Origin of the sequence: Bacteroides sp. AM32-11AC, from assembly GCF_003603515.1 — a bacterium.
GTDB classification, from domain to species: Bacteria; Bacteroidota; Bacteroidia; order Bacteroidales; family Bacteroidaceae; genus Bacteroides; species Bacteroides uniformis.
This window is the reverse complement of the sequence record NZ_QTNH01000012.1, coordinates 150,745-163,331: the sequence shown is the minus strand read 5'-3', so window position 1 is coordinate 163,331 and position 12,587 is coordinate 150,745. Positions and strand designations below refer to the sequence as shown.

10 protein-coding genes are annotated in these 12,587 nt (G+C 46.5%); 3 read left to right on the top strand and 7 right to left on the bottom strand.

The genetic code is table 11. The features are described from left to right. The first annotated feature begins 42 nt into the window (after positions 1-42). Positions 43-1,068 (top strand): porin, encoded by a 1,026-nt coding sequence (locus DW800_RS14325; RefSeq protein ID WP_005826362.1) that lies wholly within the window; start codon positions 43-45, stop codon positions 1,066-1,068. Between the two features lie 81 nt (positions 1,069-1,149). After that, entirely contained in the window at positions 1,150-3,342 is a 2,193-nt protein-coding gene (locus DW800_RS14320) for a tetratricopeptide repeat protein (RefSeq protein WP_117703701.1), read from the top strand. On the opposite strand, the gene DW800_RS14315 is transcribed toward DW800_RS14320, so the two are convergent. The 5 genes from DW800_RS14315 to DW800_RS14295 all read right to left on the bottom strand — a co-directional run bounded on the left by DW800_RS14315 (position 3,339) and on the right by DW800_RS14295 (position 6,280). Then, positions 3,339-3,920, bottom strand: coding sequence for a Maf-like protein (locus DW800_RS14315; RefSeq protein WP_008663872.1), 582 nt, complete (start codon positions 3,918-3,920; stop codon positions 3,339-3,341). The two genes, DW800_RS14320 and DW800_RS14315, sit on opposite strands and share 4 nt — an antisense overlap. A 73-nt stretch (positions 3,921-3,993) precedes the next feature. Beyond that, on the bottom strand, positions 3,994-4,524 hold the full coding sequence (locus tag DW800_RS14310) for a KdsC family phosphatase (RefSeq protein ID WP_005826358.1): 531 nt from the start codon (positions 4,522-4,524) through the stop codon (positions 3,994-3,996). Between the two features lie 79 nt (positions 4,525-4,603). Then, the gene (locus DW800_RS14305; protein ID WP_087332735.1) at positions 4,604-5,401 is read right to left on the bottom strand and encodes a Rossmann-like and DUF2520 domain-containing protein; all 798 of its coding nucleotides are present in this window, start codon (positions 5,399-5,401) and stop codon (positions 4,604-4,606) included. Positions 5,402-5,405: 4 nt separating this feature from the next. Further along, complete coding sequence (locus tag DW800_RS14300) at positions 5,406-5,741, bottom strand: hypothetical protein (RefSeq protein ID WP_087332736.1); 336 nt, start codon at positions 5,739-5,741, stop codon at positions 5,406-5,408. 2 nt (positions 5,742-5,743) lie between these two features. After that, positions 5,744-6,280, bottom strand: a complete 537-nt coding sequence (locus DW800_RS14295) for a nitroreductase family protein (protein ID WP_005826354.1) — start codon at positions 6,278-6,280, stop codon at positions 5,744-5,746. A gap of 93 nt (positions 6,281-6,373) precedes the next feature. On the opposite strand from DW800_RS14295, the gene DW800_RS14290 reads away from it, so the two are divergent. Next, complete coding sequence (locus DW800_RS14290) at positions 6,374-7,357, top strand: GNAT family N-acetyltransferase (RefSeq protein ID WP_087332737.1); 984 nt, start codon at positions 6,374-6,376, stop codon at positions 7,355-7,357. Positions 7,358-7,369: 12 nt separating this feature from the next. Here the strand turns inward: DW800_RS14290 and DW800_RS14285 are convergent, their stop codons facing one another. Both DW800_RS14285 and DW800_RS14280 read right to left on the bottom strand, forming a co-directional pair. Then, positions 7,370-9,949 carry an alpha-amylase family glycosyl hydrolase gene (locus DW800_RS14285; protein WP_117703700.1) on the bottom strand — a complete coding sequence of 860 codons (2,580 nt, stop codon included), beginning with the start codon at positions 9,947-9,949 and terminating at the stop codon, positions 7,370-7,372. A gap of 171 nt (positions 9,950-10,120) precedes the next feature. Next, positions 10,121-11,881, bottom strand: a complete 1,761-nt coding sequence (locus DW800_RS14280) for an AAA family ATPase (RefSeq protein ID WP_009036587.1) — start codon at positions 11,879-11,881, stop codon at positions 10,121-10,123. Between the last annotated feature and the right edge of the window lie 706 nt (positions 11,882-12,587).

Sequence of the window (12,587 nt, the reverse complement as noted above, 5' to 3'; positions counted from 1 at the left end):
TTGAAAAAAGGGTTGCCTTTTTTACTACTATCCATCCCTATAATGAGACGAATTCTACTATCCTGCATCCTTTTATCAGCCACATGCATCCTGAAAGCACAAGATGCTTGTCTGAATGATGTAGTCAACACTTTAAAAGACCGCATTTCACTCTCCGGCTATGCCCAAGTGGGATATACATACGATGATGCGGGCGAAGGTACCAGCAATACTTTCGATATAAAGAGAGTTATCTTTATGGCGCGCGGTAAAATCACCGATAAATGGTCGGCTTACTTCATGTACAGCTTTGCCAATACCGGAAAAATTCTGGAAGCCTACACGGAATACCGCTTTCTCCCTCAACTCACAGCACGTATCGGACAGTTCAAAACCATGTATACCATTGAGAACCCGATGTCTCCCTGCTTTGTCGAATTAATAAACTGTTATTCTCAAGCCGTCAATTACCTGGCCGGTATCAATGGCAGTGATCCGTTGTATGGCTCTGCAAGCGGTCGTGATATGGGATTGTTAATTTATGGAGACTTGTTCGACTCTTTGATGACTTATAACCTTGCCATCATGAACGGACAAGGCATCAACCTAAAAGATAAAAACAATCAGAAAGATATTGTAGGCAGCCTTATGGTACATCCATTGAAATGGTTGTCCGTCGGCGGTTCCTTTGTTAAAGGGAAAGGATGCGCCGTAGCCGTTTCTTCCATTAATCCAGACATAGCCATAGGAGAGAATTACACCCGAAACCGCTGGTCGGCAGGTGCCACCATCAAAACAAAATCCGTAGATGTACGTACAGAATACTTGGCCGGAAAAGACGGACACGTTAAAAGTGACGGTTACTATGCAACCGTATCTGCCCATGTGCTTCCCAAATTTGACGTAATAGCCTCTTATGACTATTTCAACAAAAATAAAACTATTTCCGATAAACAGACCAATTATGTAGCAGGTGTACAGTATTGGTTCTATCCCAAATGCCGTCTGCAAGCCCAGTATACATACTGTAACCGCCATAAAGGAGAAAACTCAAACCTGCTTCAAGCACAGTTGCAAGTTCGTTTCTGAGCTGGGGAAATGGAAATTTATGAACTTTTTGGCATCCTTTTTGTAGTTTTATAAGATACATACCCAAAAAGAGACTGATTTATGAACGAACAAGCCATACAAGAACAATATCAGCATATCGTTACTCTACTCAAGCAGCAACGGCTGAAGGAAGCACAATCCCAACTGGAAGCCTTTCTTTGGAACAGCGGTGACTGGACACTCCGCAACCGCTTGGAACAAGCTCAGACATCCTATCAGTACATGCTGCAATACATGCGCCAGGGAATCGACGATCCTGAACGACAGAAACTATATCGCCAGATTCTGACCGAAACTTGGGAAGTCGCTGACCAGGCACGTCTGTCTCTCCTTGACGGAGTTTCCACGCACTATTACCATTCCCTGCGCAATAACCGGGAACGCCTCCCCAAAGAATACAATATTGCCGCACTGCAGAAGGTATTGGAATCTTTCCCTGATGACCTGGCCGTTTGTCAGCTGATGCCGGATAACCAAGGCATGGACGCCGTACTGCAACGGCACGAACAAACCGCCCAGGTTCTTTTCCTTTCCACATGGAGTAACAGTGACTGGTCTGCAGAAGACGAACAGCAAGCCAAAGGATTACTGGAATCAGAAATGCTTCCCGTCAATGATTTGTGCCTGTTCACCAGTGCCGTCATGCTCAGTCTGATGGAATGCTTCGATACCCGCAAATTCTCATGGTTGCTGGACGCCGTAACGCATGCAAATACGCAAGTAAACCAACGGGCGTTGGTAGGTATCGCTTTCGCACTTCTTTTTCATCCCACCCGTCTGTCGCTTTATCCCGAATTGACAGCCCGCCTTTCCCTGCTCAACGAAGACAGCAGTTTCGGCAAGCAACTGAACCGTATTTACATCGAGCTACTCCGTAGCCAGGAAACGGAAAAAATAGACAAAAAGATGCGTGAAGAAATCATTCCGGAGATGATGAGGAATGTGAACATCATGCGTAACATGAAGTTCGGTTTTGAAGAGAACCCTGAGGAAAACGATCTTAATCCGGATTGGGAGAAAGCTTTTGAAAGTTCCGGACTGGGAGACAAGATACGGGAGATGAACGAATTACAGCTGGAAGGCGCTGACGTCTATATGAGTACGTTTGCACAACTCAAGACTTATCCGTTCTTTAAGGAACCGTACAACTGGTTCTATCCGTTCGACATGCATCACTCCAGCATCATCAAGGAATTCGGATTCAAGCCTACCGGAGACAATGCCATCCTCTCCCTTATCCTCCAATCCGGTTTCTTCTGCAATAGTGACAAGTATTCCCTTTGCTTTACAATGGCACATATACCACAGTCACAGCGTACGATGATGCTCAGCCAGATGACTTCCCAGGATTTGGATGCACTCATGGACGAAAGCAAATCTTCCGCTTTACGGCAGTATGCCGAACGACCGGATGTCATCAGCAACCAGTATGTCCACGACTTATACCGTTTCTTCAAGTTAAGCCAGCGCAGACACGAGTTCCGTGACATCTTCAAGGAAGAGATTGCCCTGCACCGTATCCCGGCACTCAAAGAGATTCTGTGCAAACCCGAGCTGCTGATTACCATCGCCGATTTCCACTTCCGCAAAGAACACCCGGCAGAAGCATTGGAGCTTTATAAGGAATTGATAGCCTTGAACCATGCAAATGCAGACATTTTCCAAAAGGCTGGCTATTGCCTGCAAAAGGAAAAGAGGTATAAGGAAGCGATAGACGCCTACCTGAAAGCCGATGTACTAAAGCCCGACCATGTCTGGACAATCCGCCATCTCGCTACGTGCTACAGGCAGATAAGGGACTTTGCCTCTGCACTGGAATACTACAAGAAAGTGGAGGCAATCCAGCCGGAAAACCATAATATCCTTTTCTACGCCGGAAGCTGCCTTGCCGAACTGGAAAGATATGAAGAGGCTCTGCAATATTTCTTCAAGCTTGATTTCATCGAAAGCAATTGTATCAAAGCATGGCGTGCTATAGGCTGGTGTTCGTTTGTCAACGGCAAGTATGAGCAAGCAATGAAGTATTACGAAAAGATACTCGCCTCCAAACCACTCGCAGCAGACTATCTCAATGCCGGACATGTTGCTTGGAGAACGGGCAAAATAGAAAAAGCTGCAGAACTTTACAGTAAAGCAGCTTTGGAATATGGCGGGCAGGAGATTTTTAGAGAAATGTTCGGTAAAGACAAAGAAACACTTGTCAGACAAGGAATCAGTGAAAAAGATATCCCTCTAATGATGGATCTGGTTTAGACCTCCAACAACTCCCTGTACAGCCTCTGTACGGGGAGCCCCATTATATTATAGTAACTCCCGGATATGTTTTCCACCCCGATGAATCCAATCCACTCTTGTACACCATAAGCTCCGGCTTTATCCATGGGGTGGTATTTGTCCACATAATAGGCAATTTCCTCTTCGTTCAGTTTGGCAAAACGCACTTCTGTTGCCGCCGCAAAACTGCGTTGCCACTCAGTGGTAGTGATGCATACACCGGTAAACACTTCATGGGTACGTCCGGACATGTCGCGCAACATCTGCATAGCTTCTTCCCTATTCTTGGGTTTTCCGAGAACTTGTCCATCCAGCCAGACAATGGTATCTGCTGTAATCATCAATTCGTCCGGATGCATCATATCACGGTAGGCATCTGCCTTTTCCCTGGATATGTAGAGAGGAATATCCGCTCCCCGCAACGTTTCGGGATAAGACTCGTCCACATCGGGCAAAGTTCTTACTTCATATTCCACTCCCAAACCAGCCAGCAATTCTTTCCTTCGCGGAGAGTTAGAGGCAAGAATCACCTTATATTTCTTCAGATTATCCAACATCAGCCTACTATATTACAAAAGCGAGCCGCCTCACTTTAATTATTAATTTTTAATTATTAATTTGCCTGCCATCCTACCAACCAAAAGCTTTTTCATCTGCCATCCAAAGCCCTTGCACTTTCAATACCTGTTCCACAATGTCGCGACCACAGCCATAACCGCCTTCTGCATACGAAATATAGCGAGCCACAGCCTTTACCTCAGGCACAGCATCCTTAGGACAACACGGCAAACCACACTCACGCATCACCTCCAAGTCGGGAATATCATCACCTACATACAATATTTCCTCGTCCTTCAAGCCATGACGGTCACGGAAGTCATGGTAATCATGGATTTTAACAGAAGAACCCATATAGATATTTCCATCCTCAAAACCTAAAGAAGTAAAACGCTTGCGGACTGCTTCTGTACGTCCACCCGTAATTATACCCAGCAACACACCTTGCTTAGCGGCCAGATGCAGGGAATAACCATCCTTTATGTTGACCGTACGCAGAGGTTCACCCTCCGAACTCATAGGGATAACATTGGCACTCAGCACACCGTCCACATCAAAAACAAGGGCTTTTATCTTTTTCAAATCATAGTTTATGGTACTCATTGCACTTTTTTCTTGTTCATTATAATATACCTATATGCAGCAAAACATTAGTTCAAAAGAGGCAAGCATCGGCATCCGGTTATCTTATTGCCAACCGATGTATATTCTCGCTAATCTCCCGATATAGTTCCAGCATTTGCGGCTCATCGGCAAGCATCCGCAGATGCTCGTCAATGACATTCTCATCATAGCGCACAGCCGGTCCTGTCTGTGCGGCAAGCGGTTCCAGCTCATGCACCTTGCGGGCCGTCTCGTCTATCAAGGGGAGCATTGCCTCGAACGGCAACCCGTACTTTTTCAGCAGTTCAGCAGCCAACACATACATGTGATTGGTAAAATTGCACGTAAACACAGCCGCCAGATGCAAACTTTTGCGCTGCTCAGAACTTGCTTCATACACTTTTTCCGATAGGGCAGAAGCAATGTCCTTCAGAAGCTGCACATCCTCTTCCGAGTTGCTTTCCACAAAACACGGTATCTGTCCAAAATCCACTTCACGCTGCTTACTGAAAGTCTGCATCGGATAAAGCACTCCATAACGCACTACATGCCCCTGCCAAATATTCATAGGAATACTGCCGGCTGTATGCACCCATAAAGCATTCTCCTTTCCAGAAACAATCTGGGGTAATAATTCTACAAAAGCCGCGTCCTTCAGCGAAACGATATAAAGCTGTGCCTCCTTCGTAACCGCCTGCAGCTCCGTGGTATATGCAGCTTCCACCGTCTGTGCCAATTCCTGCGCCGATTCTTTTGTACGGCTGTAGACCTGCACAATACGAAACCCTTTCCGATAAAGAGCCTTTGCCAGATTAGTAGCCAGATTTCCGGCACCGATAAAGGCAATGGACGTATCTTCTATACTTCTTCCTGCCATACGCTTATCTTGTTGCCAACCAATACAGAATAGTCCCTAATACCAGCAACGCCAACGGCAGCAGATAAGCGGACATCGTACCGAGTAAGGCAGTTATCAACCCGAAGTTCAATATCAGCCACAAACCTATCAATACCAATCCCACTGACTTGTCATGCTTGAACAGCAGAAAAATCACTGCGGTATACAATAGAAAATTATCCTTATTCATCACCCACGGCAAGCCGATTGCAGAAAAATGCACCAATTTGTCCACCAAGTAAAGAATGCCGAATACAATCAGTGTGATGGCAGTGGCCTTATATGTATCACGGTTATTGTTTGCTTTTGCTGCACTCACTGTTACTTTCCTCCGTACTTATTGATATGTATCTTTTCCCACTGCAGATTGTCTTCGTTGAAAGGCTTGCGCTCCATCCCCTTATGGCCGATAGCAATAACACTAAGCACCTGCAGCTGTAAAGGAATATCCAACACCTCGTGCACATACTCGCCGGAAGGCATACCGGAAGCCGTAAAACGTTCGCGCACCTGCACCCAGCAGCTTCCCAGCCCCATATCTTCGGCCTGAAGTTGCAGGTAGATGGAAGCAATGGAGGCATCTTCTATCCACACGTCGCTTGCCAGCGGGTCGGCAACAACCACTACTGCCAGTGCCGCATCGGCAATAAACTGCGATGCCTGCTCCTTGCAATAGGACAATTCCTTCAATTTATCCTTCTCGTCCACCACTATGAACTGCCATGCATTGCTGCGTTTCGACGTGGGTGCCATCAGGGCTGCTTTCATCAAAGTAACGACTTGTTCTTGTGTCAATTCTTCTTCTGTAAACTTCCGCATGCTGCGGCGTGCTTTTATCAATTCACTGAAACTTTCCATAATGATTTTATGTGCTAATATGCTAATGTGCACATCGACACATTAACAATAATTTTTGCAAAGATACGAGATTATTTTTTAAATTTGCAGACCATGCCTTTGAAACTCACTACATATTACCGTGGGAGCAAGGTTCCTGACCTGCCAGGCACCAACACCTTCCATTCCACAGAGTTGTTCCGAATCTACGAGGCAACTCCGGGGTATACCCCCATACTCATTGTGGCATCCGAAGATGACAAGCCCGTTGCGAAACTGCTTGCCGCCATACGTAAAAGTGTCCGCATGTTTCCACCCGGCATCATCAAAAGATGTGAGGTGTACGGTACGGGAGAATATTTCAATAACGAGGCAGACAAAGAGATTATCTTCAGTGACATGCTGCAAAGGCTTACCAATGAAGCATTGCGCGATTCTTTTCTCATCGAGTTCCGCAACCTGGAAAATGCCATGTTCGGATACAAATCTTTCCGAGACAACCAATACATCGCCATCAATTGGCTGCGGGTACGCAACTCGCTGCACAGCGTCGAAAAGGTGGAAGAGCGTTTCAGCCCGTCACGTATCCGGCAAATAAAGAAAGGGCTCAAAAACGGCGCCCAAGTACGGGAAGCACGTACCAAAGAGGAGATTCTCTGTTTTGCCCAGATGTTGCGCCACGTATATTCTTCCAAGATACGGCGCCACTTCCCCAGCATCAAGTTCTTTCAGCATCTCGAAAACCAGTTGACAAAAGGGCAGCAAAGCAAAATCTTCATCGTCATTTATAAGGAGAAGATTATCGGTGGCAGCGCATGCATTTATTCAGATGACAGCGCCTATCTATGGTTCTCTGGTGGCATGCGCAAGACTTATGCCCTGCAATATCCGGGGATTCTTGCCGTATGGAAAGCACTGGATGATGCCAAACAACGCGGATACCGCCACTTAGAGTTCATGGACGTGGGACTTCCCTTCCGCAGGCATGGCTACCGTGAGTTCGTTCTCCGCTTCGGGGGAAAACAAAGCAGCACCCGACGCTGGTTCCGTTTCCGTTGGAACTGGCTGAATCGGGTGCTGATAAAGATGTATGAATGATTTTTACCGAAATTAGAAATTAGTGTAGACTACATATCCATGAGCCGGTACATTGACCTGTGTATTTATTGTTTCACTCTTTCCGGTAAAATAATTGGTCCAGTTACCAGCTGTTGCCGGGAAAGCTACATCAACCGCATTATGCGTAAAGTTGCCCATAACAACCAGCTGCTTGCCCGTTACACTTTCGACCAACAATGAACGACCGTTGTCCCAATCAGAAACTCCGACCTTCCATGTCAAGATGGCACTTGAATCGAACAATTCCGGATGGGCGTTACGCAATTTCATTAAATCCGCATAAACATCGTGCAGCTCCTTGCGGTCAGTATTCTCCAGATACTCCCAATGCAACGGTTTCCTGCCCGTACGTCCATTCTCCCCAATGGAAATGTCATATCCCATCTCTCCAAATTGCCAAACCATCTTAGGACCTGGAACAGTAAGGAAGAATGTAGTGTTCAGCGCCAACTGATTCATGCGAGCATCAAGGTCGGTTTTCAGTATACCTTCACCCCATTGCGACTGTTTGTAAGCTGCGCGTTCTTCATCATGACTTTCCATAAAACCTACCCATGCAGGTGTTTTCTCATAAAGGCTGCTAAAAGAACTATTTTCAGCATATCCCATAGCCGACTGACAATAGGCATTATTCAGGTTGCGCCATAAGTGCATGCCATCTGCAGCCAGTTCATTTTCTTCCTTTGAATCACAGAAATGCTCCAGGATAACATAAGAGCCCTCTTTCACTTCCTTGATGGCAGCATTATAATCCTTTAGGATGGCAATGCGACTTGCATCGTAATTGGATGCCGTGCTTTCAGTACAAGAAGTCTGTGTGAATCCTTTCGTCAGGTCAAAGCGGAACCCATCCACCTTATATTCCTTCAACAAGAATTGCAGATTGCGCTTCACAAACTTACGCACTAACGGGCTTTCATGATTGAAGTCATGGAACACACTATAAGGATGAGGTGCTTCCACATTGAAATATGGATTATTCTTTGCAGTCTTATCACCATCCCAATAAAGTTTAGCCAGCGGATTGTTTCCTGTAGCGTGATTATAGACCACATCCAGAATAACTGCCATACCCGCCTCATGGCAAGCGTCAATAAACTGCTTATACATGGCCTTTGTGCCATAAGCCTTATCCATCGCAAAAAAGAAGCAAGGATTATACCCCCAACTGTCGTTTCCGTCAAACTCCTGCACCGGCATCAGTTCGATGGCATTGACTCCCATAGCCTTCAGATAAGAAAGCTTGCCCATTGCACCATTGATGTCGCTGGAGGCGGTAAAGTCACGTAGATGCAATTCGTATATCACCAATTGCTCAGGATTTGCTATTTTAAAGTCATTGACCTTCCAGTTATAACTGTCTTTCTGTATCTTGAAGGTCGAAACGATTCCTACTCCTCCCTCAGGATAAGCCATACTTTCGTTATAGGTAGAAGCCGGAATATATTTATCATTATCAGGATCAAGAATCTTTTCCGTATAGGCATCAGCCAGGCGAACCACTTCACCCGCCTTCGTACCTACATAATATTGGAAAGCATACTCTTTGCCAGCATCCAGCCCCGCCAACGTAATCCACCAACATCCGGAAGCATCATCACGATACATCTGCGATTTTTCGTCATTGCCCAATGTCCAGTTATTGAAGTCGCCCACTACATGGGCAAAGTCCTTATGATTCCCATTCGCATCTTTGTCATAAAGTACCAGTGTCACCGTAGAATTATCCACTACATTGATACCCTCGACCATACCGGCCGGCACTGCTGCAGTTTTAATTTCACCAGGAACAAAACCTTCATATTTTGTGTCGGTCACCTCAACAAAGGAATCCGATTCTATCCCTTTCTTATTGCCGTCTGCACTGCGAATCACTATTCCGAGCCGGTTCACCGGTGTCTTCCCGCTTCCAAACCATTCCCGGATATTCGGGCTCAGCGTAATGCTCCATACGTTGGCTTCGGTTGAAGTCATCTTACATTTATCCTTGTTTTCCGTCCACTCTGCCGGAACGAACAGCCAAGTTCCTTCACTGACCACACCAATATGCACATACACATCTCCTTTATGCCCATAGAGAGCAGACTTTGCATCCGCTTTAAAAGTAATTACAAGGGACTGGTCGGCATCCGGTGCTGCCGGTGTAAAACTCAAACCATCCGGAGCTACAATCGCATTGGCAGCCTGAGTGACAGATATTTCTTTCTTCTTCGAACCGGATACAATATTCAATTGTGCCGTCCGCGCTTTCCCTGTCTCATTCTTGCCGACAGAAACCATAATCGTAGCTTTCCCGGACGTACCTTTTGCCGGACTGATGTTGCACCAACCGGTATCTTCACCACTCAGCTCGGCTGTCCACTGCTGCCCGGCCTCAAAACTGACGCTTTGCGAAGAAGCAGCTTCACCAAAGCTAAAACCTTGCTCAAAGATTGATTCACTACCAGAAGCAGGGGTCAAATACTCCTGTAACTCCTCTTTATCGTCACTACATGCCGTGAATGCCAGCACTAAACTGAAGCATATTAAATGCCATAAAACAGAAATCTTACGTTGATTGATAATTTTCATAATATGAAGTATTCAAAGTTATCACTTCACAAATATAGCCGGAAAAGAAAGGGCAAACCGATTAACGCAAGAGAAAAGTAGCAGCAAGCTTACGGAAACGTTTGCATGGCAAGCAAATGTTCCCGTACCACCATGTTTTATGAAAGCTGAATGACAAACTTTTGTAGCCAATCAACCTACTTCCTCGCAGATACGCATTTCCATACCTTTATACACCACCACAATCTTATGCAACCGGGTGGCGCCGATGCCACGCTTCACCGTTTCCGTATCGGCATAGCGGTCGGCCTGGGCGATGGCTTCCCGGCGAAGTTCCTCCACACGGGTTTCGGAATCCTTATACTTGGCATATTTCAGTTCTACGATGTAGCTGTGCTTCATGTCGGAGTAGATTTCCAGCATCGGGCAGAGGAAAATATCTACATAACCTTCCTGCGTGTCCTGCTCGGAGACGGGACGGTAGAAACGGTTCTGCGCAGTCATGGCAAGGGTGAAGCCGTGGACGAAGGACTCGCCTTTCTGCTTGTCGCGCTGCGAGGCATAGCGGTGCAGGCAGTCGGCAATGTAGCCGAAGTAGGATTGCCAGTCGCCGTCGTAAGCCAGAGCCGAGGAAAGTTCGCTCTTTTCGTAACTGCTGAAACTCAGGTCGGCATCGTCGTAAGTATTCAGCAGATAGGTATAGAGCTGTTCCTGCACCACCATGTTGGGGATGGTGAGCCTTGCCTTTCCCTTATACGTGCCGCTGATGGTGAGCATTCCGAAGTAGTAGAGCAGACTGATGAAGTTGTCGGGATTGGTGATGCTGACGGCAGGGAAGCTGTCTTTCAGTTCACCGGTGATGAAGCCTTGACTCACGAGAGTCTGTATGACGGAAGCATCGTGGGCAAACTCCTTGTCCTTGCGGATGAGCATACGCAGTTTCTCGTAGTCAATGCGGATGTTGCTCTCTATCATGTTGCGTGGTGCTTTGCCATCATCAATGTAGTTCTTGACGAAGTAAAGCACCATATTGGAGTTGTACATCGTGGTTTCACCGTAGCATTCCTGCGCGAAGCAGTAGTTGTCGTACCACGGTTTCATCATCTCTATCAACTCGTCCACGCTGTGGTGGAAGGGGCTGTTTGCTGAATAATAGGCCAACATTCCGCGCACCTCCTCCTCGGTGAATCCCATCATCTGGTTGAACTTCGGCGCGAGGGAGTAGTTGGTGCCGATGTTGAAACCGCTGGTCAGGTCGTCCATCGTCACGGGGCTTACGCCGGTAATGAAGCAACGCTTGATGCTGGAATAAGTTCCTGCTTTCACCTTGTTGAAAAAAGAGCGCAGATAGCCTTCGCCATGCGTCTCATCCGTATAGCGGTGCAGGCTTTCGGGACTGGAAAGGATGGCGTTGGTGAAGTGGTCGTACTCGTCGATGAAGAGATACATATCCTGTCCGGCACGTGCGCAAGCCTGATAGAGGTAATCCAACTGCTCCACGGCTCCGCTCACCGCACGCAGTCCTTCCAGAGTATCTTGCGGAAGGAGGTCGGCGTATATCTTGCAGAAGTTCTCGAAAGTAATGCCGCAATGCGCGTCCAGCCCCTTGCGGTAGTCGTTCAGCTCGCCGCTGATGCCCGAGAAGTTGAGATAGAGCACCAGATAGCTATTGCGGCTCGGCGTGGGGTGTTGCCCGATGTACAGGTCACCGAAAAGGGCTTCGAACTTGTCGCGGGTGCGCACGTCGTAGTAGTGTTGCAGCATATTCAGCGTGAGGCTCTTGCCGAAGCGGCGCGGACGGATGAAGAAGAAGAAGCGGTCCGCCTCCTCTATCATGGGGATGAAGCGGGTCTTGTCCACATAATAATAATTGTCTTGGCGGATATCCGCGAAGTTCATCATGCCGTAGGGAAGTCTCTTTCTGCCGGGTACTATGTATTTCAATGGGTCCATCTGCTGTCCTCCTGCTATTTTTTCTATTTAATCCGTCCTTTTCTGCCGTTAACGACACAAAGATAACAAAAGAAATAAACTTTATCTTCTTCATGCCATCAGATTTTCGAGTCATTGCCCTGCTCAAGGATTACATAGGGCTATAAACAAGATGGAAAACAGCAGTAAGGTTACGGAAAATTTGCATGGCAAGCAGTTCTTTCGTTTTGTCTGCCAAGAATAACGGAATATTCAGCAGATTCGTTGTCTGTGAATTGATTCTTTTTCCATGCAAAAAAGATAATTGCCGGATAATTCGTTAGGAATCTTTCGTCGTTCTAAAGATGTCACAAAGTCTGCTTTCCATGCTGACAGATGCTTAAATACTTCTCTTCCAAACATAGCATTTCACGTTTTTGATATCAGAAACGTGAACTTTCTCACATTTCTGATATGAGTTTTGTGCAAAAACACACATTTTCGGCAGTAAGCCGAACTATTCATTTACGTGAACAATAACGCTCACTATAGTGAACTGTTGACATACAAGGTGTTTTAATACAACAAACATCTGTAATCAAGCATAGTAACGCCTTGCCCTCATGGTTACTCTCATAGCTATATGCCCGATGAATAAAGGGATGCAGTACATTATGAGAGCATGAGGGTAAAACTGCATTCAACTCTTAGCTGGCCCTGAAAATGTCTTCTGAAGCAAGACAAACAA

Bases quoted from the DNA above. Each gene is read 5' to 3' on its own strand.
- DW800_RS14325 (WP_005826362.1), top strand. From the start codon at position 43: ATGAGACGAATTCTACTATCCTGCATCCTTTTATCAGCCACATGCATC.
- DW800_RS14315 (WP_008663872.1), bottom strand. From the start codon at position 3,920: ATGTTGGATAATCTGAAGAAATATAAGGTGATTCTTGCCTCTAACTCT.
- DW800_RS14295 (WP_005826354.1), bottom strand. From the start codon at position 6,280: ATGGAAAGTTTCAGTGAATTGATAAAAGCACGCCGCAGCATGCGGAAG.
- DW800_RS14280 (WP_009036587.1), bottom strand. From the start codon at position 11,881: ATGGACCCATTGAAATACATAGTACCCGGCAGAAAGAGACTTCCCTAC.
- DW800_RS14290 (WP_087332737.1), top strand. From the start codon at position 6,374: ATGCCTTTGAAACTCACTACATATTACCGTGGGAGCAAGGTTCCTGAC.
- DW800_RS14285 (WP_117703700.1), bottom strand. From the start codon at position 9,949: ATGAAAATTATCAATCAACGTAAGATTTCTGTTTTATGGCATTTAATA.
- DW800_RS14310 (WP_005826358.1), bottom strand. From the start codon at position 4,524: ATGAGTACCATAAACTATGATTTGAAAAAGATAAAAGCCCTTGTTTTT.
- DW800_RS14320 (WP_117703701.1), top strand. From the start codon at position 1,150: ATGAACGAACAAGCCATACAAGAACAATATCAGCATATCGTTACTCTA.
- DW800_RS14305 (WP_087332735.1), bottom strand. From the start codon at position 5,401: ATGGCAGGAAGAAGTATAGAAGATACGTCCATTGCCTTTATCGGTGCC.